Raw genomic sequence first — 24956 nt, 5'->3', positions numbered from 1 at the left:
ATAAACGCTTCAGATTTTTGAGAAAATAAGTGATGAACAATTGCCGCCAAAACCAAATGAGTTGGATAAAACATGATTTACTTTAAAGCCTTTTGCGAATTTGGTTTCGGGTGCAAAAGGAAGTTCTTTCATCTGTGTTGTAAAACGCAGGTTAGGATAGATAAAACCATGTTGTATGGCCAGCATGGAAAACACAGCTTCAATGCCCCCGCTTGCGCCTAACGTGTGCCCGGTAAATGATTTGGTAGAGCTCATTTTGGGGTAATGCGGATCAAAAATTTCTTTGATCGCCGTTCCTTCCGACACGTCATTATTTTTTGTGCCCGTTCCATGCAGGTTGATATAATCAATATCCGATGGCCGCAAACCGCTTTTTTGCAAAGCGCCTTTCATTGCGAGGAACGAACCTGTGCCTGATGGCGAAGAAGCCGTTTGATGATAAGCATCGTTGGCATTGCAATAACCGCTCAATGTGCAAACAGGCTGCACATTTAATTCTTCAGCAGCTTTTTCAGAAAGCAGTACAATATAACCCGCACCTTCACCGAGATTAAGCCCTTTGCGGTTTTCATCAAAAGGCTTGCAGGCTTCATTATCCAGTATCATTAAACTATTAAAGCCGTTAAGCGTAAACCTTGTTAAAGCATCTGTGCCGCCTGCAACCACCATATCAAGCCTGTTATTTTTTATAAGCCTGGCGCCAAAAAAAATGGCATTGGCGGAAGAAGAACAAGCCGTGCTAATAGTGGTAATAAAATCTTTAATACCAAGAGCATCTGCCATAATTTTTGTGACGCTGCCGCATTCATGATTTACCACATTGCGCAACCTGCCTGCTGTATGATCTTTTGAAAACAATGCATAAAAATCTTCGGTTTTATCCATGCCGCCAACAGAGTTTGCAGATATTAAACCGGTTCGTAAACCATTAAATTTTTTAATACCTGCATTAAGCAAAGCTTCTTTGGCCGCGATGGTTCCGAGCAATGCAGTGCGTGTTATGTTTACAGGAAGTTGTGCCCATTCAGCAAGCGTTTCATTACCGGCTTTTACTTCTGCAACCGGCAATGTTTTTTTATGGATTGAAGAAATATGCTGCATCTCTCCAATGCCTGCATAGCCCGTTTCGAGTGCAGTTAGGCATTCGGCGATATTGTTGCCAATAGCCGAAATAATACCGGTGCCGGCAATATATACTTTACTGCCCGTTTGCATTTCCAGGCTGGTGTTTAAGAATATAATCCGCCATCGTGCTTACGGAGGCAAATACTTTCGGGCCGTCTTCAGGGTTGGCTAATTTTACTTTATATTCCTGCTGTAACAATACAATCAATTCCAAAGCGTCTATGGAATCCAGGCCAAGGCCTTCCACAAAAAGCGGTTCATCATTTCCAATATCTTCAGGGCCGATTTTCTTTAAATTAAATTGTGCAACAATCTGTTTTTTCAGATTTTCCATTAACTGCTCTTTTTCCATCCTCGTTTATATATGGTTAAAAAATTCTGCGGCAAGATAAATGTGTTTGCCGTTTTAGAGAAATTGAATGTACGACTTTGCAATTATTGAGTTTAAACTGTGATTATTGTTGTTTCATTATTGCGAGAGGCCTATCCTTCATTTTCATCGAGTTTATAATTAGTAATATCATCTATCAAGTCAGTAAAATCGATTTCGTTGTTATTAAAATCATGAAGTAAACGCAGGCATTGAGATAAATGAGAAGCCATTACCAAAATAGAATCATGAATCTTTTGCTTAAGCTTTTCTGTTGCAATTTTTTCAAATATTGCAGTATAGTGACTAAGGTGATCATATTTAGAGTATTGGATATATAAGCTATATACACCTCTAACATACTTCAACTCGGGTGTATCTTTAGTCAGATCAAAAATTTGGGCAATTTGATAACTGTGTTTTCCATCAGGTTTCGGCACGTCATTTTTCACTACAAAAGAGTCCTTGAATTGCTCAATAATATCTTGATATTTTCCAATTTTATCCACCTCAGCTATAACATCATCCCGCTTTATATCTTTTATCAGGTAATGAGCAGCATCAATAAAAATATCAACTGCAAAAGAATCCATCGTTTTTGAAAGTTCTTCAAAAGATTGAGTTTGATAATTTTCTCCAAATATTTTTCTGGCATGTATTAGTAGCATAGCATCCATCATGATAGATCTCATCAAAATGCCAATTGAAAACTCCATTACCAGCATTGTATTTATCATAGGATACAATTTCGAAACACTCAGACTAATTTTTTGAACTTTTCTTATAGCATGAAATATGAAAAACCCGAATGCCGAGAAGTCTTTGTTTGTTGACCGTTGTACTGCAATGGCGGCGATTAAATGCTGTTTTTCTAAAAACTTTTTGTAGTCACACATGGCGAAGGATCAAAATATTAAAAACTAGGCTTAATGTTTCAAAAAATTAAGGCACCAGTAGGGACGCTAGTTAAGCAAACGTTTTAGCTATAGTACTGGTTATCAATATGCTTCAGGCAATTCGTTGTGGTCCCGCCAGGAATCGAACCTGGATCTGGAGCTTCGGAAACTCTTATACTATCCATTGTACTACGAGACCATTATTAATAATGCGCGAATGTAAGAAACTAATGCAACCTGCCAATTTTTAGCAGTAAATCAGCAATACAATAAATATTGGCTGCGGTTTTGGGGATGATAATTAAACAGCTTGGTTAATGCAGATGCTCATTAAGTTTAATTTTATATACCTGTAAACTATCGTTGTTTACTCCAAATAAAATATAATTATTGTTTTTTGCATTGACAGGCTCAATGCTCTTCACATCACCTCTTATATTAAAACCGCTTTTGTATTGGGGGAGATAGGTAAAATTACTTTTTCCATCCCCCAATAAAACAACACCATGATTGGCGCGGTAATCACCAAATTTTATTCTTGTGAACGAATTATTACCTGCCAATATAATATCCGTATTGCCATCATTATTTATATCCATTGCGCTCATTGCATACACCGGTGCATATTGCGATTGAACCGGTAACTCCTTCCTGACAAAGCTTTTCCCTGCATCATTCTGGAGCAAAACAGTTTGCATTGTTTGCGCCTGCAGCACCTTTACATCTTTTAATTCATCTTTTGAAAAAACATCTTCAATAGCCGCATCTGCATAACTGCTGTAATTAATAAATCGTTTTTTTAAATAAGGCAACTGGTCCGTTAAATCATCTCTTAAAACTGCCGGGTAAGACTTTCCCTGTATATAATAACAAAGCAAAGGATCAATGGTACCGTTATTATCAGAATCCTTATACACCAGCGTCATAGGTTCATGCGCATTTACTTTAAATTGCGTATTCAGGCCGGCATTGCCAATCAAGAGGTCTGTATATCCGTCTTTATTAAAATCTGCCGCTGTTATTTTGTTCCACCATCCGCCTGAAGGAAAATGTATATATTGATCTGAAGCATCCCTAAATTTTCCTTCTTGATTGATAAAAACTTTTACAGGCATCCACTCACCGGCAATAATAAGATCGGGCTGCTTATCATTGTCAATATCAATAAAGACAGCATCGGTTACCATGCCTATATGTTGCAGCGAAGGAGCAATAGCTTCGGTGGCATTTTTAAAAACGGCTTTACCATTATTAAGCAGAACAACGCTTTCCGGTGTTAGTGGATACTTACCGGGGACAATTCTTCCACCCACAAAAATATCTATATCGCCATCGTTATCTATATCGGCTGCGGTAACGGCACCTTTGGAAGAATATAATTGTGGCAAAGCTTTGACAGACCTTATAAAATTTCCTTTGCCGTCATTCAGGTATAGCCTGTCCTGCAACAATGTATCGCCTTCATTAAATTCATACCCGCCGGATGCAACGTACAGGTCTTTATCACCGTCGCCATCTGCATCAAAAAACATAGCGGCTGCATCCTCATATAAAGAATCTGCTGCAATACGCTTTTCTTCTTTAGCAATAAACTGCGCATTTTTTGTTTGCAGGAATATACTGGCTTTATAACCTTTGGCCCCGCCAATAAAGATATCTTCAAACCCATCGCCGTTTATATCTGCTTTTGCCATGCAAGGGCCGCTTCGGGATAAATAAGCCGGCATTAAAGGCTGCACCGAAAAATCATCAAAATTATTCTCTTTATGAACATAGGGAAGTAATGGGCTTTTGTCGAAAAAGGTTTGCATACGCCGAACAGTATTTATACTGTCGCTTACAGCATTGTTATATTGTAACGTGATGATTTGATTTGTCTTAATATTTATAAGTTGCTGCGTTTTGCCATCGGCCCAGGTTATCCTTACGGTATCAACCACATCATGTTTACCAATGCCAAAATTCAATATATAGTCAACCGATGACTGATAACCGCGAACCGGCATTTGCTGCTGGCAGTAAACATCGTTGCCACAATATAGTTTTATCGCTGCGCCTATACCATTTATGTTTGAACTATTGCCCTGTAATTTTATTTTCAGGTAATGATTGGCAGGCGCTAATTCATTTGCATTATTCCGGTAAATGCCTGCCGGGGCGTTAATATTGCTGATAACAAGATCCAGGTCTCCATCGTCATCAAGATCAGCATAAGCTGCTCCTGCCGAAACATTTTTTTCTTCCATACCCCAATCCTTTACTTTATTTGAAAACGAATCATCTCCCTCGTTCCGGAATATATAATTAGATATGATGTTTGATGGCATTTTATCCAGTATTTCCTGCAACGGTTCAGTTGGCTCACCGTTTCTTTGTTTCATCATAATGCCTGCGCGATACACTATCATGTCCATGTCTGTATAATCTTTCTGGTATCCGTTGGAAATAAAAACATCTTTATAACCGTCGTTATCAAAATCACAAAACAATGCCGCCCAGCTCCAGTCGGTATTAGACAACCCTGCTAACTGGCCAACCTCGCTGAAAGTGCCATCGCCGTTATTCTTATGCAGCATATTGCGGCTGTACTGGTAATAAAACCCATGTTGAAAAAGCTGTTGAAATTTGTTCCGGTTCTCAGCACCGGTGTGCATTTTCTGCGCATGGTTATCTTCAGGCTGCATATCTAATGTAAGCAGGTCTACAAAGCCGTCGTTATTGTAATCTGCCGCATCAGAGCCCATAGAATATAATGACGTTGCATCCAGGCAATCACGTACATCTTCTTTAAACGTTCCATCATGTTGATTGATGAAGAGATAATCCGCTTCATTAAAATCATTATCTACATACACATCATCCCATCCATCGTTGTTATAATCAGCCACCATTACATTTAAACCAAACGTCAACACATTTGATATAATACCAGCCTCTTTACTTACATCTTTAAAATGCCCGTTATCGTTGCGGTATAATTTGCATGCAAAAGCTTCATTATATTGGGAGCGGAGCGGCGCCTGCTCATAGCCACCGAAAGCATATTCTTTTAAAGAATGATTGGCTATAAAAACATCCAGGTCTCCATCTTTATCATAATCAAAAAAAGAAGCCTGTGTTGAATAACCTTCATCGGCCAAACCATATTGCTGTGCACTTTCAGTAAACGTGAGGTTTTTGTTATTGATGAATAAAAGGTTCTTTCTTTTTGTAGGATTAACATCGCCTGAACGGCAAATATAGATATCAAGCCAGCCATCATTATTTATGTCAACCATTGCAGCGCCCGTACACCATCCCTGCATGGAAGCCACACCGCTTTTAGCCGTCATGTCTTCGAATGAAAAGCCGCCTTGGTTTATATACAACCTGTTTGCCACCATATTGCCGGTAAAGAATATATCTGGCAAGCCATCGTTGTTAAGATCGCCAACAGCAACGCCGCCGCCGTTATAGAAGTAAGTATAGTTTAAAACATTGGCCGCTTCATTCTCTTTGAGAATGTTCCTGAAATCAATACCCGTGCTGTTTTCAGAAAGTTTTGTAAAAAGCTTCGCATGGTGATTTTTGCAACCGGCAACGGCAAACAAAAAGAGAAAACTTGCCGGTATAATGCGTTTATATAACCATGTAGTTTTACAAACCATGCATGCTTTTTTAATAGTCAAAGCCGTATATAAATTTTCTTTTTGTCCAACCACCAGCCGGCAAGCCAGCATATAAAAGTGAAACATATTGAAAACAATAAACATCCCAAAGCGCCGGGTGCAATTACCTGGAATACTTTTTCATTTAACCAGTCAATTAAAATAACATCTTTTGAAATATAGAAAAGAAAAAAAACGCCAAGCAGGTTTGACAACACATAAATAAACAACGGGTTTTTGCCAAATACCGTAAAAAAATAAACGCCGGTTTTCCAGCGTTTGCATTCAAGTAAATAAAACAACAGCCCGAGGACAATTATATCTATACCGCTTGTGTAACATACATAAGAGCTTGTCCATAATTTTTTATTGAACGGCAAAACTGGATTCCAGCATAAACCTGCAAACACGAGTAATGAACCTGCTGCTAAAAGTTTGGCAATGCATTTATATGTTGCGCCTTCGCGAACAATAAATGCACCCGTAATATAGCCAATCAACACATTCACAATGGCAGGCACTGTGCTTAGCAAACCTTCAGGATCAAACACAATACCCTTTTCTTTATACATGTGCTGCCCCCCTATTATCAGCATATCAAATTTGCGTACAATATTTCCTTCAATAGTATATTGAGCGCCCGTATCACCTAAAAAATATAATACTGCCCAATACAATAAAAGCAATAGGGCAGCAATAACAATAATCTTTTTTAATGATGCATATCTTACAATAACTGCCGCAAAAAAATAACACAGGGCTATGCGCTGCAATACAGCCATAACACGGGTTTCAGCAAAAGGCTTCCACCACATCTTCCCTTCACCATTCCAGCCAACAAACGGATACCAGGTAAGCAGGTATCCAACAATAAATATCAATATGGTGCGCTTTATTATTTTATACCATACTGATTTTGCAGGCATGGTCTGAAATTTTTTATTGGCAAATACCATTGCATTACCCACCGCAAAAAGGAATGATGGAAATACAAGATCAGTGAGTGTGCAGCCGTTCCATTCCGCATGCATCATTTGTGTAAAAGGTATGGCGCCGCTGCCTTGTGTGTTTACAATAATCATTAAGCACACCGTCATTCCTCTGAATACGTCCAGTGTAATAAAACGCTGCGTTTTGTTTGCTGTCATTATTAGTCAACAATTATTTCATCCGTCATCATAATATTTTGTTCTGCTGCTTTGTTTTATTTTAAAAGCCATCCGCCGGCTTTCCAACCGGCGGGATAGCTTTGTTGCATCCATCTAACTGTAAAAACTATTTCACGTCCCACCAAACAGGTGTATTGTTTTTATCAGGCCCGTTAAGCAAAGGCAATGCATTTTGCACAGCCTGTTTATTCGATTCATATTCCAGGTCGATAAACGTAAAGCGTTTAATTATTTCACTGGCCGGCACATCAGGGTTGTCTGAATTTACAACCGGGTAAAGCTGCGGGTAACCGGTGCGGCGAACTTCGGCCCAGGCTTCAATACCATCGGGAAACAAGGCCAGCCATTTCTGTGTAGCTATTTGCTGGCGCTGCTTTTCAGGGTCATCAGAAAATTTTACCGGTATGTCTGACACAGCGGGTGAATTCATATAATCACCTGGCTTAGCAGGCAATGATGTACTTTGAAGGTAAGTTTGTATGGCCGCATTACTTATACTCCATTGCTGCATGGAATTCGTTATACCTTTTTCATACAACTCTTTTGCAGTGCCGCCCATATTCCATCCGTTCAAAGCGCCTTCGGCTCTTAAAAAATAGGCTTCTGCCGAATACATTACTGTAAGTTTATTGGAAGCAGCAAGATCAGGGTTCCAGCCGGGGCCGATATTGGAAATATTATTACCGGCGCCACCGGGATTTGCACCGGCCAGTTGCGCCACCGATAACCCGTTACGGATGCCATGATATTCATTATCATCGGGCGCAGGGCTGAAGTAAACAGGCATGCGCGGATCGCTAAAACCTTTAAGGTAACTTTCCATGGAAGCGCTCATGCGAAAACCGCCCCAGGGCGACATTAAATTTAATCCATTAGGCGATGCGGTGGCCACATCCATCATTGCATTGTCATCATTCGAAGTCATAACGCCATCTGCAACTGCCTTTTCGGCTTCTTCTTTTGCCTTATCCGGTTCAACAAAAGAAATGCGCAATGCCAAACGCAAACGCAATGTATTTGCCAGCTTAAGCCATTTGGTTATATCACCATGATAAATTAAATCATTATCTCCAAACGGTTTCGCTGAGGCATCTGCCGTTTTAAGCGCAGTTACCGCCGTATCAAGCACTTTAAACATATCATAATAAATATCTTTTTGCGCATCATACGGAATACTGAACTGCCCGCTGCCTGCCTGGAAGTAAGGAACGGGGCCATAAAAATCTGTATTGGAATGAAAGATATACACCTTCCATACTTTGGCTACAGCATTGGCAGGTATATCTTTATTTTCTGTTGCATCAATCACTTGCTTTAAAGTAGGATAAGCGCTGCTGTACATGGAAAGCCACTGGTAAAATTCCCAGTCTTTACGCTGTACATACCTGTCTGGCGAAACGCCGGGATCTATCGTAGCATAATACTGGCTCCATAAATCTACAAACAGGTTGCGTGCAAGCTGGTAAATGCCGGGATCACCATAAATGCCCTGGTATTCAGCTTTGGCAAAAGCATTGGGAATAGTAGCCGGCGTAAGGCTGCTGAAGGTAGTTGGATCTGTATTGATCTCATCAAACTTCTTGGTACAGGCCGTTAAGATTATCAACCCAAAAATGATTATGGCTGTGCAGCTTTTGGATATATGATGAAATGAAAGAATTGTGTTCATACTTCAATTTGATTAAGATTAAAAATTGAATTTGAGGTACAGGCCATAGCTGCGTGTGCTGGGCAGCGAAGCATATTCAATACCCTGGTTATTACCCGTTCCCAGCGCCGTTTCCGGGTCAATGCCTTTTGCATTGTTTTTAAAGAAAAACAGGTTACGGCCAACGAGGGAAAGCTGTATGCCTTTAATAAAAGAAGCGGCCAGTTTCTCCGACGGAAATGCATAAGTAATGCTCGCTTCCCGCAAACGGATATTGGTGGCGCTGTAAGCAAACAACTCGCCGATATTATTGCTGGCCACCTGCATCCAGTAATCCTGTGCCGTAATAGCTTGTGTATTCTTGCCACCATCTGCTGTTACAGAATTGGGAATAACAAAACCTGTTTCCCTGTTGGCTTCCGTAACCGCCGATGTGCCTGCAGACGCCATTAAAGCCTGCGTGCCCGAAATGATCGTGCCGCCTTTTCTTTCATCAATTAAAAAATATAAAGACCAGTTTTTATATTGAAGGGTATTGGAAAAACCCGCCGTCCAGTCTGGATTAAAATTGCCTGCATATTTAGTTTGATCGGTTATTAATAATGGCTTGCCTGTTGCATCCACCACAATATTGCCGTTATCATCACGCTGAAGGCTGGAAGTATATAGTTCGCCGTATTTTCTTCCTTCTTCCACAATAATAGAACCTAATGCCTGGGGCGAACTCAATGAAACTTTTGGCTGCAATGAATCAAGCCGGAGTACTTTATTAACATTAGAGCCAAAAACGAATTGCATCTTCCAGTTAAAATTTTTTGACCGCACCGGCTGGGCATTCACCAGCAATTCAATACCCTTGTTCTGAATTTTACCTGCGTTAATAATACGCGTTGCATAACCCGATGCGGCAGGCACAGGTATGGTCAATATCTGGTTAATGGTATTGGTATTATAATAGGTTGCCTGGAAACCGATCCTGTTGTCAATAAATCCGGCATCCAATCCCACTTCAAAAGAATGGGTTTCTTCCGGCTTCAGGTTTGCATTGCGCAGTGTGCCGTCAATCAATAAAAAACCATTGTTACCGCCCGGCACCAATGAGTAAACAGGTTTTAATTCATTAAAGCCTGTGCCGTTGCCTACAAATGCATAGGAAGTTCTCAGTTTTAATATGGAAATGGCAGCCGGTAAATGAAGCATTTCATTCAGCAATGCACTGATGCCTGCAGATGGAAAGAAGTAAGAAGCATTTTTTACAGGCAGCGTGGAATTCCAGTCGTTGCGGCCGGTAAGGTCAAGAAATAAATAATCATTATAACCTAATTGCGCCGATGCATATACTGATTGTTTTTCGGTGCGGGCTAACGGTGCATAAGGAATATAATTGTTTACACTGTTGGATAATGAAACTGCATTGGAAGTGGCAAAAATATTGGGTGCATTCAAGCCCTGGTTATTCAGCGTTGTTCTTTCAAAATGATATTGTTCAATACTGGCGCCGGCATTTACGGTAAGATTGAATTTATCAGCAAAGTTTTTGTTATAAGATAACAATATATCATTATTAAACTGTCTGTTTGATTCTTTATTAAGTATATAATTGCCCTGCCCGGGATAATCAGTGAGCCAGTATGTATCGTTATAATCTTTTTCCTCGCCGATGTCTGTATAATAATCCAGGCTTGTTCTTACCTGTATACTCAATTCAGGTGTTAATTGATATCGCAATGCAGCCAGGCCGATAAAACGGTCGCGTTTGCGGGTGTATAAGTTGCGATGAGCGCTCCAGTATGGGTTTTGAAAAGACGGCGATGGCGTTGCCCAGTAATTCTGGGTAAGCGCACCATCTTCATGTAAGGTTTCAAAGTTTTTAATATCACTCAAACGAAGGCTTCGCGGCATAGCATACAGCGTAGAAGTGATGCGGTTGCCGGCGCCGGTAAGTGGGCGGTTCTCCACATCTTCCGCTATATAATTGGCTTTAACATCAAGCGACAGGCCTTTTGCCAACTGCGTAGTTTGCCGCAGCAGCACATTGTTTCGTTTATAACTGTTATTCGGTAAAATGCCATTGCTTAAAGTGTTGGTATAAGAAAAATAAGTCTGCGCTTTTTCGGTTCCGGCAGAAACAGCTACTGAATTAATGAACTCTGTTCCGGTGCGAAAGAAATCATCCACATTATTTGATTGCGCTGTAAGCTGCTGGGTTTTACCCGTCCAGTCGGTTACATTCTGCCTGCTCATTTCAGGGCCCCAGCTATTGGCGCTGGCCGGTACAAAAATACCGGCATCACCCTGGCCGTATTTATTCTGAAAATCAGGTAAGACCAGGGGATTTTCCATAGCTGCAGAGCTTGATACCTGTATTCCAATTCCTTTGCCAATTCTTCCCTTTTTGGTAGTTATAATAATGGCACCGTTGGAAGCATCTGAACCATATAACGCGGCTGCAGAGGCGCCGGTCAGCACAGTCATTGATTCAATATCGTCGGGGTTAATGTTCGAGATACCGTCGCCATCATCTCTTGCCCCAAACAAAGCAACGTCCGCGCCTGCCTTGGCAGAATTATCTATACGCACACCATCCACCACCACCAGTGGCTGATTCGTGCGGCCGATGGAGCGGTTGCCGCGAAAAATAATCCTGTTGGAACCGCCGGGCCCTGAATTCGTTTTATTGATCGTTAAACCGGCCACTTTACCATTCATGGCGCTGGTAACATTTACTTCGCGGGAGTTGCTTAAATCTTCACCTTTCAGGCTTTGTGTGGCATAGGTTAAAGATCGCTTTTGCCTTGTTATACCCAAAGCCGTTACCACCACTTCACCCAATTCTTTTTCGTCGGCATTCAAAACAATGCTAATGGTTACCTGTCCATTCAGGGGATATTCCTGCGTTACATAACCTACATAAGAAATAACGAGTGTTGCGTTTGGGTTGCTTACCGAAATAGTGAAATCGCCATTTTCATTGGTACGCGTACTATTGCTGGTGCCCTTTTCCACAACAGAAACATTGGAGACAGCATTTTCAGAACCATCTTTATTCTTCACTTTTACATTTCCGTTTACCGGCACAGCCTGCTTTTGCTTTTTTTGTGCAATTACAATAAGATTATTATCCAGGATGCGGTAAGTGAGATTGGTTTGGCTAAAAACAGCATCCAGCACTTCCTGCACATCAGCATCTTTTACAGTAAGTGTAACGGTAACATTGCCGGGCAATATATCATCATTATAAATAAAACGGTATACACTGTTTTTCTGGATAGATAACAATGCATGTTTAATAGGCACATTCTTTAGCGACACACTTATTTTAGTTTGTGCGATGCCTTTTGCATGAACATGCAGGCAGGCGATTAGCATAAAGAAAGCGATTAACCTCATGTACAGTAAAAACTTTGGGATTGCCTTTCGGGCAACTGAGAAATTGCCCATAAGCGCATTTTTCATACTTTTAAAAATTGAAAGTGAAAAAATGGGTACGTGAGTGCTGAGAATACTAACGATACCCGTAATTAAGCTTTAAATGGAAGGAGGTGTTAGCGCATCTCCTTTTTGTTTTTTATTTCATTGCATATCGTTTTTTGATTAGGAAAACATTACCGCTTTATTTATGCAACCACACTTCATTGTTTTTTATTTCATACACAAATGACGAAGACAGTTTCATAGCTTCCAGTGTTTGTTGCAAAGTTTCTTTGGTTATTGTTCCTGTAAAATGAGCATGCTTCATATTCTCGTCTATATGAAACGTAACGGAGAACCAGCTCTCCAGTTTTGGCGCCAGTTGTTCCAGCGATTCATTGTCAAATGAAAGAGAACTGTTCATCCAAACTGTTTCAGGCAATATATTCTTTTCGTCCACATGCAGTTTTGAAATAACGAAAAGCGGCTGTTCCGGTTTATCTTCCGTTTGTTTAACCGGTTCTTTTTCTGCTGAGACAGCTATTTTTTCATTAGGCCGAAGCAATATTTTTCTTTCCGGATCCTGCAATGTTGTTATTTCCACAAGGCCTCGTATAAGCGATGTTTCTACATTCTTCTGGCCGGGGAAAGCCTTTACGTTAAAAGCCGTTCCCTTCACCGTAATATTAATAGAAGATGCATGAATAATGAAGGGATGTTGCGCATCTTTTGTTACATCAAAAAAAGCTTCGCCAACCAGTTTTACTTCGCGGTTATTTTCACCGAATGATTCGCTGTTATAACTTAAAATGCTGCTGCCGTTTAGCCATACATTCGTTCCATCGGGCAGCACCACATGTCTTTTTGATGATGGTTGCGTAACCACATTTTGTGCGAAAGTGTTGTTCCCGTCTTTTTGCCGGCCAAGCAGAAATGCACCTGCAATGATTGCTGTTATAACCGCGGCAGCCGCTACCCAACGTATCATCTTTATAGAAACAAATGATTTTGTAACGGGCTCCTCCATTGTTGTTTCAATCCTGTTCCAAAGGTCTTCGCCGGGTTTCATTTCAGGCAAAGGCTGCAAGGATGCATTCCATATTTTTTCTGCAATTTCATTTTTGGTGTTTCCATCTCCGCTGTGCAACAAATCGTTTAATTCGGCAAGCTCATCATTAGTAGCTTCCCCGCTTTTACGTTTTGCCAGCAAAACCCAAATCCTTTCTATGTTCATTATTATCCTGTGTTAGAATCATAATATAAACACAAGATTGGCGCTGTTACCCCTAAAATAATTTTATTTTTTTCAGAAAAAATTTTCAGCGTTACTGCTTTTTTGCATAAACAGGTATTAAAAAATGTATAGTGGTATGAATTTTTTTTAAGGCGATGCCCATTTGGGCTTCGATGGTTTTGATGCTGAGGTTTAGCAATTCTGCCGTTTCTTTATAAGAAAGGCCATCATCTTTTACCAGCTTGAAAATAAGCCTGCATTTGGGTGGCAATTCATTAATGGCATTGGTGATGCTCTGTAAAAAATCTTTTGAAATTAAATGCTGCACGGCCTGCGGCTCTATGGTATATAACGGCAGGTTAGTTATTTCAAGTTCAACAAATTTTTGTTTTCGTTCTTTACGCAGGTAATTAAGGCTGATATTTTTTGCGGTTATATATAAGTACCAGGGCAGATTTTCTATGGCTGCAATTTGTGTACGTTTTTTCCAGGTTTGAATGAATACATCTGCCACAATTTCTTCGGCAAGTTCGCGGTTATGCACTATTGTAAATGTGAAATGAAGCAGGCGTTCGCTAAACAAATCATACAACTTTCTTAACGCAGTTTCGCTGCCGGTGGCAAGCTCCTGCTGTAATTGTGTTGTATTTGTTTTGGTATGCAGTTTCACAAAACTAAATTACAAAAGCATAGCCTATTTATGTTGTATTAAAACATTTACAATCACTTTATGTCCTCATCCTTACATGCATTTCAGGCGCCGCATTATTAAATCACAAAGGGATAGCCGCACAAAAACAACAATGGTTTTTGATAAAAAAAGTATGCCCCGGATATACAAACAACTTGTGTATCCGGGGCTAATAATTAAAATACTTTAGTTAGATATGCCGCCAACCTGTCAATTGCCTGTGCTGTTAAATTTATTTCCTGCTGCGCTTCTTTCCAGTTGCGTTGTTCAATGGCTTCCCGGATGCCAGGCAATGTTTTTACGCCGTAGCCTGTGTAAAAACCAGGCGCATATAAACTGTGTTTATACCAGTTTCTGCGTGGCAGGCCATCTGCAAATAATAATTGCTGTTCTGCGTGTGCCAGGGTAAGATTAAGATTTTTATCAGCCGTTGATACTTCATTTTTCTTAAGTAAACTACTCAGACTATCCGTACTTTTTTTAAAGGCTGCCAATGCATTCTGCAAGGGGCTGAAATCAAGATAAGGCACTTCATCTTTTGGCTTTGGCTGAATGTAGGTTTTGGTTGGATCAGCAGCAAGCTTATATATATTTTTATTCAGCAATTCATTTTCAATAACCGTTGCGTCACGCATATCATTAGTTGAGTTCATTAATTCAGATGCATAACCATTCGCTGTAGAATAAAGGTTTGTGAAATCAAAAGGCAGCACTGCTGCATCAGCCATTCTTAATACAGCACGGCCTGCCACCTGCGCCAGTGCCACGCCATATTCAAAGGTGGGGTCTTTAAAACGGCGATAATCATCATACGAATCGTATGTGGAATGATATTCACCGCCAGGATCTTCACCACCAAAGCCCAAATCAAGCACAGGTAAACCAAGATGCTGAAGAAATGGTGAATAATCTGAGCCGCTGCCAAGGGCGCTTAATTCAAGCTTCGTTGTATTCAATGCTTTTTCTTTTGCCTGGATGGAAGAAGCATTGGAGGCACGGTTTGCCTTCCATCTTTCAAATACAGAAACCTTTGTTTGCGGATCGATAACCGTTTTTGAAATCTCATCCATCAACGGCAGCAAAGCATGTGAGCCGCCTGCACCGAGAAAGCCACGCCCGTTACCATCGCTGTTGATATAAATAACAGCTTTTTGCTGCAATTCTTTTGCATGTGCTTCGGCAAACTCTGTGGAGCCAAGCAATGCGGGCTCTTCGCCATCCCATGCGCAGTAAACGATGGTACGTTTAGGCTTCCATCCCGTTTTTAAAAGTTCACCAATTGCTTTCGCCTCTTCCAGCATAGCTGCTTGCCCGCTTATAGGATCTCCGGCCCCATACACCCAGGCATCATGATGGTTTCCACGCAGCACCCATTCATCGGGGAACGTGGAGCCTTTTATGGTGGCAACAACATCATAACAGGGCACCATATCCCAATTGAATTCAAGCTTTAAATGCACTTTCGTTTTATCATCGCCAATATGATAAGTAAAAGGCAGACCGCCCTGCCAGCCGGCAGGCACAACCTGGCCTTCCAATGACTCAAGCAAAGGCTTTGCATCATGATAACTGATGGGTAGTACAGGTATCTTTAAAAGATTTATAGCGTCTTCTTTTTTAATGCGTATTGCCGCGCTATCGGCGCCAATGCCTGGCGTTAAAGGATCGCCGGGATAAACAGGCATATCCATTACACTGCCACGCTGCACACCATATTCATTTTTGAAAGCGCCTTTGGGATAAACATCGCCGCTTGCATATCCATCATCACCGGGATCGCTGTAAATAATACAGCCAACAGCGCCATGTTCCTGCGCTACTTTTGGTTTAATGCCGCGCCAGCTTCGTCCATATTTTGCAATTACAATTTTACCTTTTACATCAATGCCAATCTCTGCAAGCTTTTCATAATCTGAAGGCAGGCCATAATTTACAAACACCAGCGGCGCTGTAACATCGCCGTCGGCGCTCCAGGCATTGTATGGCGGCAACTGATCTGCCAGGCCCGATGTTGCATCTTCTTTTAATGCAGGTTCTTTAAGCAAAGCTTTATATGTGGTGGGTGCAGTCATTTCAAGCAAACGTGTTTTAGGCGTTGGAAACAACACGGTATATTTTTCCAGATGCGCATCAAAACCATACGATTTAAAACGGTTGAGAATGCTATCGGCAACAGCTTTGCTGCCTTTTGATCCAAGGTTATGCGGAACCGATGAAAGCTGCTTTATAGTTGATCCAATATGTTGTGCATTTAAAGCTGCATCGAATTTTTGCTCAGTTTGAATTTGAGCGGCAGTATTATTGGCCGGGAATCCGGTTATGGTTTGTGCCGAAATTGCTGTTGCAATAAATAACATTAAAAGCAGCATGCATCTTTTCATAGAAATTATGTTTTGATTTTTTAGACTGTTACAAATTAAACTGAAATTTTAATAACAGCTGACAGAAGCGCATTTCAAATTTTTTTCATGCGGGTGAGGACACGCGCCTGCAGAATCCATTCAATAGGATTTTTTATTGACAGTTCAGGCCTGCGCCAGTTGCCGTATATCACTTATCTCTAAAACATTTTTATCATAGCCAACCGTAACACAATTAATCATGGCTTTGCCCACCTGGTGCATGGTTAAAATGCTGTTTGGGGCAAACAACCTTATAATTTTTGCAAGAAATTTATATGCACTTTTCCAGTTGCGCTGGCCTTCAAATGGCAGCATTACACCGGGGCGGAAATTATATTCTGCTTTAAAACCAAGTTTTGCCAGGTCGTTTTCTGTTTTTCCTTTTACACGCGCCCACATTAAACGGCCTTGTTCCGTACTGTCGGTATGGCTGCCGGAAACGTATGTAAACACCATGTTATTATTATACTGTAACATCGTTTTTGCGAAAGCCAGTGTGGTGTCATAAGTAAGCCGGGTATATTCAGGTTCTTTCTTACCTACCGATGTAACGCCCGCACAAAAGAAACAGGCGTCATAACCTTGTATTTTATCTGCATATGCATCCAGTTTAAAAAAATCGGGCACTAATAATTCTTTTAGTTTGGGGTGCTGCATTTCATAATGCCTGCGGTTAATAATGAGCACTTCAGCAACTGCTGTGTTTTGCAAACATTCAAACAAAACACCTTCGCCAACCATTCCGGTTGCGCCTGTTATAATTACTTTTATACCTGGCATAATAATACAATTTTTACTAAGTTCGCATAAACAACCGAAGCTTTAATCAGCGCATCACCAAATATCTAAATCAATAACCAAATAACATGACAACGAAAAGCACCAATCTCATTTATTGGGTATCTACGATTCTTTTTTCAGGACTTATGATCTTTTCTGCTGTTGGCGGCATTGAACCCACCCAGCAAACTATACAAATTTTTCACGACTGGCTGGGTTATCCCATTTACTTCATACAATTTATAAGTGTTGCCAAATTGCTGGGCTCTATTGCTATTTTAATACCCGGCTTAAACAAAACGTTGAAAGAGTGGGCGTATGCAGGTTTATTTTTCGATCTTACCGGCGCCGTTTATTCAGGTGTGGCAAGTGCTGGAAAATTTGATCCAATGATCCTTACCATGCTTGCATGGATAATACCTGGCATTGTATCGTATATATTCTGGCATAAGAAAATATCCGACTGATTGTGCAGAGGGCTTTTTGATGGTTTCCTGCGGTGATATGTTATCTGCGGAAACCTTTTGTATATTTGCAACTCTTTCAAAAAACAATATAAATGTAGAATAAGCTTCTTTAAGAAATAACATGTAACGATGTGCTGGATGCATATCAATTCCATTAATTTTTAAAGAAAGAAAATGCTTATTCTAAACAACCTCTCGTACATACATCCCGATAAACATTTATTGTTTGATAACATTAACCTGAATATTGCAACAGGCAATAAAGTTGCGCTGCTCGGCAACAACGGCGTTGGCAAATCAACCCTTTTAAAAATCATTGCAGGTTCATTGCTTCCGTCTCAAGGGTTTATTCAAACAGATGTAAAACCTTATTATGTGCCGCAGGTTTTTGGCCAGTATGATCATCTCACCGTTGCACAGGCATTGCAGGCTACCGATAAATTACATGCACTGCAGCAATTATTAAACGGTGACACATCGGATGTTAATTATTCAGTATTGAATGATGACTGGACAATTGAAGAACGCTGCCATGAAGCATTACAATACTGGCGGATAAACGATCTTACGCTTCAACAGGCGATGAACACTTTAAGCGGCGGGCAAAAAACGCGTGTGCTGCTGGCAGGCATTTATGTAAACAGCCCGGAATTTATTTTACTGGATGAGCCCAGCAATCATTTAGACACAGCAGGCAGAACCCTGTTATATGATTTTATTGAATCTTCAGCTTCCACATTATTAATAATAAGCCACGACCGGAAACTGCTTAACAAACTTGATACGGTTTGTGAACTTATGACTAACGGCATTAATGTTTACGGCGGCAATTATAATTTTTACGCTGAACAAAAAAAGCTGGAATTACAGGCACTGAATGAAGATGTACAGGATAAAGAAAAATCGTTGCGCAAAGCAAGAGAAAAAGAATACAAAACCATAGAACGGCAGCAAAAACTAAATGCCCGCGGCAAAAAGAAACAGGAGAAAGCAGGCCTGCCCACGATTGTGATGAACAGTTTTAGAAACAATGCAGAAAAAAGCACATCGAAACTTAAAGGCGTGCATGCGGCAAAAACCGCCGCCATTGAAGCGGAATTGCATGAATTGCGGAAATCCTTACCGGATATAGATACAATGCGGTTCGGCTTTGATGATGCCTTATTACATAAGGGTAAAATTTTATTCAGGGCAGCAGGCATTAATTTCGGTTATAATGGTGCTTTATTATGGAAGCACGATCTGAATTTTGAAATTATAAGCGGTGAGCGCATTGCATTGAAAGGCAAAAACGGTTCAGGCAAAACAACATTGATCAAAATAATACTGGGCAGGATAAAGGCCGTTAAAGGATCAGTTTACAGCGCTATTAATAATGCGGTATATATAGACCAGGATTATTCTTTAATTAATAATGACCTCAGCGTATATGAGCAGGCCGAACAGTTTAATACAGGAGCATTGCAGGAACATGAAATAAAGGTTAGGTTGAACCGTTTTTTGTTTACAAAAACATCGTGGGATAAATCCTGTGCCGGTTTAAGTGGCGGCGAAAGAATGCGTTTAATGCTTTGCTGTTTGACTATCGCTAACGAGTCGCCTGATATGATAATTTTAGATGAGCCTACCAATAACCTCGATATTCAAAACATCGAAATTTTAACAGCAGCCATTAATCAGTATAAGGGAACCCTGATTATTGTATCACACGATGCAATTTTTCTTGAAGAAGTTGGTATAACAAGAAACATTGAATTGATTTAGGAGACTATTTTCCGGGATTTAATCTTGTCTTTCCTCTTCTTCAATCAGGCCAACCGCATTACCGAACGGATCATGCACAACAGCCGTTTTAATGCCTTCGCCAACGCCGGCAATATTCATAACAATGGTTGCGCCCTGTTGGCTTAATTGTTTTACAGCCGCTTCAATATCGTCCACAGACCAATAAGCGATGGCCATATTGCCTTCATCAATATTTGTCATATCGGGATCGAGGCCAAGTTCACAACCGTTAATATCGAAACCCACATAAAAAGATTCGTCAAAATAGGGCTGAACGCCGGTAACATCCATGTACCATTGTTTTGCCTTTTGAATATCAGTAACGTGATAAATTACGGTGCGCAATTTTTTGAACATGCCAGGTATTTAATACTTCAAGGTTATATAATTGCCAGATAATTATCTGGCTGCAATTTTATCATTTCCAAACAAAATATTTTTCAGATCGGCTATTAATTCAAAAATTTCATTCTTTTTCTTAAGCGCCAGCATCACGCCAAGCTTCATTGCCCTTTTACAAAGTTCGCTTTCATTATGATCGGTATAAATAATAACCGTAGCATCATTAATGAACCGCGCTCTAATAATCCGTTTAATGGTGTGGAAACTGTTTAATGCAGGCATATTTACATCTACAAATATGAAATCCGCCGGCTTAAGCCGCAGCGAATTTATGGCCTGGTCAACATTCTGGGCAAAACGGCAGGAATAGTTAATTTGCAGATCATTAAGTGCAAAGCCAAACATATCCTGGGTTTTTACGCTGTCATCAATCAACAATATATTTAATGGTTTAATCATTTTTGTAGCTCTAAATCCACATAAGTTTTATTATAAAAGGCTGCATCTTTTTTTATAGTGCAACACTATTGCAAGACAGTATTAATGCGACAATTTGCATACCAATAAAGCGCGCTGATATGCTTTCAATATGGTTGATTTACATATATGTTATGAAAATTCACCGGCATAGATATTGATCAATGATTTGTGTAAAAAATACAATAACCATGAGCACCAGGGAAAATAAGAAAACTGTTGAAGAAGGTAAAAATGTACGCAACAAAAAAGAAGGCAAAACCAAGCCCGGTAATGCATCTTCAAAAAAAGGCAAAACCGTAAATAAACCTAAGATAAATACAGATGTGGACCAGGAATGAGTTAATGCAAATAAGCAGGCATTCTTTAAGGATTATACTTCCGAATATAATCCCGCGATTTAAGGCCTGATTCTTTTAAATCTTCATCTTTCCATCCACCATCAGATGATGCAGATTTTTGAAGCACCGAGCAGGTTTCATCTTTATCAGAAACGGACCATACAAGCCAGCTTATTTTATGCTGTTCGCACCATTCAATCCAGCGTTGCCATTCTTCATCGTTTAACGGGCCGTTGCCTGTGGCTTCCATGCCCGCGGATTCTGAAATAAAAATGGGAACACCTTTGGCCAATGCAGCGGCACAACGGTCGCGCAACCATTGCTTATGCGTGGCCGCATAAAAATGAACGGTGTAGATAATATTGGAGACATCTTTCAAAGGATCATCTGCAACAAGATTAATATCTTGGTCCCAATGCGGGTTGCCAACTAATATGATATTATCCGGATCAATTTTTCTTATGGTTGAAATTAATTCTGCTGAATAGGCTTTCACTTCATCCCAGGTTTCATAATCGGGTTCATTATACAATTCATAAATAATATTGGGCTTGCTGCCGTAATCTTTTGCCATTGTTATAAAAAAAGCTTTGGCTTCTTTTAAATTAATGTTGTGGCTGTGCCAGTCGATAATAACATAAATACCTTCTTCTATACAAGCTTCTACCACATTCCGGATAAGTTGTAGCTGCGTTGCCGAATCTTCTTTATAACCTTTTTTTGGCTCAACGCCCAGTGCTGCCCTTACAACATTGCAATGCCATTCTTCGGCCAGTGTATGCACACTCCCCGCAGTATAAAACCGCGGATGAAAACAACTCCAGCCAAAACTCATTCCACGCAGAACAACAGGCTGGTTATGACTGTCAATCAACTGCACGCCGTTTACATGCAAAGCGCCATGCTGCTTCACCGGTTGGGCTTTTAGAGAAAAAGCAACAAGAAAAAACAAACATGTTATTATGGAATATTTCATACAGCAATAGTTTATGGATCATTAATAATCTACGTAAGCAAATTTATACTTACTCTTCAATGTAAATCCTTTTTACCCTGCTGCTTATGCCGGTTAATATTTCATAAGGAATGGTGTTACAACTTTTCGCTACTTCATTTATACCGATGTTGTTTCCAAAGATTTCAACTTCATCACCTTCTTCTATATCATCAATATTTGTAACATCAACCATCGTCATATCCATTGCAACAGACCCAACAACAGGTGCATATTTTCCTCTTATAAATACTTTGCCTACGCTGTTACTTAATGCACGGCGAAAGCCATCTGCATAACCAATTCTTAATGTTGCAATAATTGAATCAATATTTATTTTGCCGCGACGGTTATAACCTACTGTATCGCCTGCTTCCAGCTTTCTCAATTGGGCAACAGTTGTTTTAAGCGTTACTGCCGGTTGTAAAGAAAGTACATGGCTATTACTGCTGTCGATACCATATAAGCCAATGCCGAGGCGTATCATATCAAACTGCAGTTGGGGCAGGCGGATACTTGCCGCAGAATTGGAAATATGTTTTATGAAAGAATAATCAAGTGCAGCCTGCAGTTTACTGAATGTCTTTTCTAACCGATCGGCCTGTTTAAAACTGAAAGCATCTTCAGCAGCATCTTCACTTGCCACTAAATGGCTGAACACTGATTTTACAACAAGACGATTGCCTGTTTTTAATATTTCAATTAAATCATCCAATTCATCTTTACCAAAACCAAGCCGGTGCATACCTGTATCTATTTTTATATGCACGGGATAATATTGAAGACCCTGCCTGTTAAGAAAAGCATCGAACTTTTTAAGAATACCTATTGAATAAATTTCCGGTTCAAGATTGTATTGTATTACCTGTTCAAACGCTTCTTCATCAACATTCATAATCATTATCGGCAAGCGAATGTTTGCCCGGCGCAGCTCCACACCTTCATCAGCATACGCAACAGCGAGGTAATCCACTTTGTGGTACTGAAGCACGTTGGCTATTTCAGCACTGCCGCTGCCATAACCCGAAGCTTTTACCATGGCCATTATCTTTACGCCCGGCTTCAGCATTTTCCTGTATTCATTTACGTTATGAATAACAGCCGTCAGGTTTATTTCCATCACTGTTCTATGCACTTTCTGCTGAAGCATTGCTGCAATATTTTCAAATCCAAATCTTCTTGCACCTTTCAGCAGGATTACCTGGCTGCGAAAAAAACTTGTTGAAAATTGATTCAGGAATTCATTGGTTGAGGCGTAATAATAAACATCATTGATAGCTTCTTTTAAAAAGGGAAAATAATTTTTCCATTGTGTTCCTATTACAATAGCACTGCTAACATTCCTGGCCTTCAACATAAAAATGATGTCAGCGTAAGCGCCGTTGTTTGCACCAGGCGCGTCGGAAAGAATTACCGTTTTATGTGTAAACTGGTTTTGCTGCTGCATAAAATCGAGCGCAACAGCAAAAGAAGCCGTATCAAAACTATAGCTATCATTAATCAAAGCGCAGTTATTGATGGCAGGGATTAATTGCAGCCGCATATCAACTGGTTGCAATGCCTGCAACCGCTCATTAATTGTACGGGCAGGAATATTTAAATGCAATAAAACAGCTATGCACGTTTCAATATTTTGAACAGAGGCCTCATCGGCAAAAGGAATATGAAACTGGTGAATGGCTTTGTTATATTTCAATTCAATAACAACTTTGCCTTCACTTTCCAGACGGGAAAATATCTGAATGGTATTGTTTTCATTATCACCCCAGGTAATAATATTTGCCTTTGAATTTTTCCGGATAATTTCGACAACAGAACTATTATCGCCATCAGCAATAACCGTTTCACAATGTTTAAAAAGTTTACACTTCTCTTCTGTTTTTTGTGCTGCCGAAACAAAATTTTCATTGTGGGCACTGCCAATATTGGTAAGAATGCCGGTTGTAGGCTGAATAATATTTTCAAGCCTTTCCATTTCACCGGGCATTGAAATACCTGCCTCAAAAATGGCAAGATTATTATCAGCATTCATCTGCCAGACACTCAATGCAACACCAAGCTGGGAATTATAGCTGCGTGGACTTCTTACAATATTATAATCAGGAGAAAGCAACTGGTACAGCCATTCCTTTACAATTGTTTTTCCATTGCTGCCTGTAATGGCAATTACAGGATATTGAAATTGTTTGCGATGATAAGCCGCCAGCGTTTGCAAAGCAGCTAATGTATCATCTGTAAAAATAAAATTGGCTTCTGCAAATGGAGTTGTATCAAAACTATACTGTACAACAAAGCTGCGCACACCACGCTCATGCATCTCTCCTATATAATTATGTGCATCCCTTCTTTGCGTTACAAGCGCAAAAAATAAAGTGGTTGATGGAAAAATAAGACGGCGGCTGTCGGTTAATAATTGTTCAATTACACAATCTCCTGCTGCAATTTTCGAATCAGCATTTAATATTGAAGCAATTTTATTTATAGTGTACATGAAATTTCTCTAACGGTTTATCCTGTAACTTTTCTTACTCTGTTGAATTATCACCAACAATAGCCTGAATTTTCTTCCCTATTGAAACAAATAAACCACGTTGTTTTTCAGGGCAGCATTCTTCATAGAATTCTGCAGCATAATAACCTGGATTGAGGGCGGCATCCTTTGTAATGATCCATAAACGGTTGCCGGCTGCATCATAAATATTGCAGTCTTTATTACCATCTGCACAATAACCTTTCTCTTTATCATCACCGTGAATCGTCCATGCTTTATTTTCCTCCATATAATTTAATAAGCTATCACATGCTGTTTTATCAGCCTGAACAGGCGTCAGGCTTGTTGGCGTACCTGCATTGTTCGGCATCAGGTTTTTATAATAGCGGTAGGCTTTCCACTCATTGTTATGTTGGGCTACTATGAAATAGTTCATTGATTTCACCCATGCAAAATTTTCATAAGCATAGGCAATTACAAGATCGTTTTCTGACTGCAGTTTTTGCAATACATCATCTTCAATTGCCTGCTTTTTTGCAGAAGCATTTACATTTTCTGCGAGTATATTTTTCTGTGCGCTGCAACCTGTGTTCATAATTGCTGCTATAAGTATGAATATAAAATAGTTCTTCATTGAATTTTACTTCTTTTTATCTTATTCCAGGTTTCATATAAAAATTCCTGTG

At 40.0% G+C, this 24956-nt stretch carries 19 protein-coding genes and 1 tRNA gene; 3 read left to right on the top strand and 17 right to left on the bottom strand.

All coding sequences use genetic code 11. The features are described from left to right. Positions 1-9: 9 nt before the first annotated feature. The 12 genes from ACTHN6_RS14770 to ACTHN6_RS14715 all read right to left on the bottom strand — a co-directional run bounded on the left by ACTHN6_RS14770 (position 10) and on the right by ACTHN6_RS14715 (position 17373). Complete coding sequence (locus ACTHN6_RS14770; RefSeq protein WP_440436540.1) at positions 10-1215, bottom strand: beta-ketoacyl-[acyl-carrier-protein] synthase family protein; 1206 nt, start codon at positions 1213-1215, stop codon at positions 10-12. Continuing rightward, positions 1199-1459 (bottom strand): phosphopantetheine-binding protein, encoded by a 261-nt coding sequence (locus ACTHN6_RS14765; RefSeq protein ID WP_440436539.1) that lies wholly within the window; start codon positions 1457-1459, stop codon positions 1199-1201. The genes ACTHN6_RS14770 and ACTHN6_RS14765 overlap by 17 nt, the downstream gene beginning before the upstream one ends. Positions 1460-1608: 149 nt before the next feature. Next, complete coding sequence (locus tag ACTHN6_RS14760) at positions 1609-2391, bottom strand: hypothetical protein (RefSeq protein WP_440436538.1); 783 nt, start codon at positions 2389-2391, stop codon at positions 1609-1611. A gap of 127 nt (positions 2392-2518) precedes the next feature. After that, positions 2519-2590: transfer RNA gene (locus ACTHN6_RS14755), tRNA-Arg, on the bottom strand. 115 nt (positions 2591-2705) lie between these two features. Next, the gene (locus tag ACTHN6_RS14750) at positions 2706-6038 is read right to left on the bottom strand and encodes a VCBS repeat-containing protein (RefSeq protein WP_440436537.1); all 3333 of its coding nucleotides are present in this window, start codon (positions 6036-6038) and stop codon (positions 2706-2708) included. A gap of 17 nt (positions 6039-6055) precedes the next feature. Continuing rightward, a complete protein-coding gene (locus ACTHN6_RS14745) occupies positions 6056-7186 on the bottom strand; it encodes an acyltransferase family protein (RefSeq protein WP_440436536.1) in 1131 nt (376 codons plus the stop codon). 127 nt (positions 7187-7313) lie between these two features. After that, positions 7314-8876 (bottom strand): SusD/RagB family nutrient-binding outer membrane lipoprotein, encoded by a 1563-nt coding sequence (locus ACTHN6_RS14740; protein WP_440436535.1) that lies wholly within the window; start codon positions 8874-8876, stop codon positions 7314-7316. Positions 8877-8894: 18 nt separating this feature from the next. Further along, positions 8895-12296 (bottom strand): SusC/RagA family TonB-linked outer membrane protein, encoded by a 3402-nt coding sequence (locus tag ACTHN6_RS14735; protein WP_440436534.1) that lies wholly within the window; start codon positions 12294-12296, stop codon positions 8895-8897. 172 nt (positions 12297-12468) lie between these two features. Then, the gene (locus ACTHN6_RS14730; RefSeq protein WP_440436533.1) at positions 12469-13500 is read right to left on the bottom strand and encodes a FecR family protein; all 1032 of its coding nucleotides are present in this window, start codon (positions 13498-13500) and stop codon (positions 12469-12471) included. A 91-nt stretch (positions 13501-13591) separates the two neighbouring features. Continuing rightward, positions 13592-14170, bottom strand: a complete 579-nt coding sequence (locus ACTHN6_RS14725) for an RNA polymerase sigma-70 factor (protein WP_440436532.1) — start codon at positions 14168-14170, stop codon at positions 13592-13594. 197 nt (positions 14171-14367) lie between these two features. Then, complete coding sequence (locus ACTHN6_RS14720; RefSeq protein ID WP_440436531.1) at positions 14368-16572, bottom strand: M28 family metallopeptidase; 2205 nt, start codon at positions 16570-16572, stop codon at positions 14368-14370. Positions 16573-16716: 144 nt separating this feature from the next. Continuing rightward, complete coding sequence (locus ACTHN6_RS14715; RefSeq protein WP_440436530.1) at positions 16717-17373, bottom strand: NAD-dependent epimerase/dehydratase family protein; 657 nt, start codon at positions 17371-17373, stop codon at positions 16717-16719. 86 nt (positions 17374-17459) lie between these two features. On the opposite strand from ACTHN6_RS14715, the gene ACTHN6_RS14710 reads away from it, so the two are divergent. Further along, positions 17460-17840, top strand: coding sequence for a DoxX family protein (locus tag ACTHN6_RS14710; RefSeq protein ID WP_440436529.1), 381 nt, complete (start codon positions 17460-17462; stop codon positions 17838-17840). A gap of 174 nt (positions 17841-18014) precedes the next feature. After that, a complete protein-coding gene (locus ACTHN6_RS14705; protein WP_440436528.1) occupies positions 18015-19604 on the top strand; it encodes an ABC-F family ATP-binding cassette domain-containing protein in 1590 nt (529 codons plus the stop codon). 18 nt (positions 19605-19622) lie between these two features. On the opposite strand, the gene ACTHN6_RS14700 is transcribed toward ACTHN6_RS14705, so the two are convergent. Continuing rightward, complete coding sequence (locus ACTHN6_RS14700) at positions 19623-19982, bottom strand: VOC family protein (RefSeq protein ID WP_440436527.1); 360 nt, start codon at positions 19980-19982, stop codon at positions 19623-19625. 42 nt (positions 19983-20024) lie between these two features. Then, positions 20025-20426 carry a response regulator gene (locus tag ACTHN6_RS14695; RefSeq protein ID WP_440436526.1) on the bottom strand — a complete coding sequence of 134 codons (402 nt, stop codon included), beginning with the start codon at positions 20424-20426 and terminating at the stop codon, positions 20025-20027. A 209-nt stretch (positions 20427-20635) separates the two neighbouring features. Here ACTHN6_RS14695 and ACTHN6_RS14690 point away from each other — a divergent pair, with 209 nt between their 5' ends. After that, on the top strand, positions 20636-20785 hold the full coding sequence (locus ACTHN6_RS14690) for a hypothetical protein (RefSeq protein ID WP_440436525.1): 150 nt from the start codon (positions 20636-20638) through the stop codon (positions 20783-20785). Positions 20786-20810: 25 nt separating this feature from the next. Here the strand turns inward: ACTHN6_RS14690 and ACTHN6_RS14685 are convergent, their stop codons facing one another. From ACTHN6_RS14685 to ACTHN6_RS14675, 3 genes are read right to left on the bottom strand one after another with little or no spacing between them, the layout of a single operon-like run. Continuing rightward, on the bottom strand, positions 20811-21761 hold the full coding sequence (locus ACTHN6_RS14685; RefSeq protein WP_440436524.1) for a glycoside hydrolase family 5 protein: 951 nt from the start codon (positions 21759-21761) through the stop codon (positions 20811-20813). A gap of 49 nt (positions 21762-21810) precedes the next feature. Then, positions 21811-24270 (bottom strand): bifunctional UDP-N-acetylmuramoyl-tripeptide:D-alanyl-D-alanine ligase/alanine racemase, encoded by a 2460-nt coding sequence (locus tag ACTHN6_RS14680; protein ID WP_440436523.1) that lies wholly within the window; start codon positions 24268-24270, stop codon positions 21811-21813. 34 nt (positions 24271-24304) lie between these two features. Further along, on the bottom strand, positions 24305-24904 hold the full coding sequence (locus tag ACTHN6_RS14675) for a hypothetical protein (protein WP_440436522.1): 600 nt from the start codon (positions 24902-24904) through the stop codon (positions 24305-24307). Between the last annotated feature and the right edge of the window lie 52 nt (positions 24905-24956).

The sequence above is a fragment of the Parafilimonas sp. genome, assembly GCF_051953455.1.
Lineage (GTDB): Bacteria > Bacteroidota > Bacteroidia > Chitinophagales > Chitinophagaceae > Parafilimonas.
Note: the sequence above shows the minus strand (reverse complement) of the source record. Positions and strands in the feature narration are given on the sequence as shown.

What these genes read in the sequence shown, in the direction of transcription:
- ACTHN6_RS14770 (WP_440436540.1), bottom strand. Translation starts at nt 1,215, where the DNA reads ATGCAAACGGGCAGTAAAGTATATATTGCCGGCACCGGTATTATTTCG.
- ACTHN6_RS14765 (WP_440436539.1), bottom strand. Translation starts at nt 1,459, where the DNA reads ATGGAAAATCTGAAAAAACAGATTGTTGCACAATTTAATTTAAAGAAA.
- ACTHN6_RS14760 (WP_440436538.1), bottom strand. Translation starts at nt 2,391, where the DNA reads ATGTGTGACTACAAAAAGTTTTTAGAAAAACAGCATTTAATCGCCGCC.
- ACTHN6_RS14750 (WP_440436537.1), bottom strand. Translation starts at nt 6,038, where the DNA reads ATGGTTTGTAAAACTACATGGTTATATAAACGCATTATACCGGCAAGT.
- ACTHN6_RS14745 (WP_440436536.1), bottom strand. Translation starts at nt 7,186, where the DNA reads ATGACAGCAAACAAAACGCAGCGTTTTATTACACTGGACGTATTCAGA.
- ACTHN6_RS14740 (WP_440436535.1), bottom strand. Translation starts at nt 8,876, where the DNA reads ATGAACACAATTCTTTCATTTCATCATATATCCAAAAGCTGCACAGCC.
- ACTHN6_RS14735 (WP_440436534.1), bottom strand. Translation starts at nt 12,296, where the DNA reads ATGGGCAATTTCTCAGTTGCCCGAAAGGCAATCCCAAAGTTTTTACTG.
- ACTHN6_RS14730 (WP_440436533.1), bottom strand. Translation starts at nt 13,500, where the DNA reads ATGAACATAGAAAGGATTTGGGTTTTGCTGGCAAAACGTAAAAGCGGG.
- ACTHN6_RS14720 (WP_440436531.1), bottom strand. Translation starts at nt 16,572, where the DNA reads ATGAAAAGATGCATGCTGCTTTTAATGTTATTTATTGCAACAGCAATT.
- ACTHN6_RS14715 (WP_440436530.1), bottom strand. Translation starts at nt 17,373, where the DNA reads ATGCCAGGTATAAAAGTAATTATAACAGGCGCAACCGGAATGGTTGGC.
- ACTHN6_RS14710 (WP_440436529.1), top strand. Translation starts at nt 17,460, where the DNA reads ATGACAACGAAAAGCACCAATCTCATTTATTGGGTATCTACGATTCTT.
- ACTHN6_RS14705 (WP_440436528.1), top strand. Translation starts at nt 18,015, where the DNA reads ATGCTTATTCTAAACAACCTCTCGTACATACATCCCGATAAACATTTA.
- ACTHN6_RS14700 (WP_440436527.1), bottom strand. Translation starts at nt 19,982, where the DNA reads ATGTTCAAAAAATTGCGCACCGTAATTTATCACGTTACTGATATTCAA.
- ACTHN6_RS14695 (WP_440436526.1), bottom strand. Translation starts at nt 20,426, where the DNA reads ATGATTAAACCATTAAATATATTGTTGATTGATGACAGCGTAAAAACC.
- ACTHN6_RS14690 (WP_440436525.1), top strand. Translation starts at nt 20,636, where the DNA reads ATGAGCACCAGGGAAAATAAGAAAACTGTTGAAGAAGGTAAAAATGTA.
- ACTHN6_RS14685 (WP_440436524.1), bottom strand. Translation starts at nt 21,761, where the DNA reads ATGAAATATTCCATAATAACATGTTTGTTTTTTCTTGTTGCTTTTTCT.
- ACTHN6_RS14680 (WP_440436523.1), bottom strand. Translation starts at nt 24,270, where the DNA reads ATGTACACTATAAATAAAATTGCTTCAATATTAAATGCTGATTCGAAA.
- ACTHN6_RS14675 (WP_440436522.1), bottom strand. Translation starts at nt 24,904, where the DNA reads ATGAAGAACTATTTTATATTCATACTTATAGCAGCAATTATGAACACA.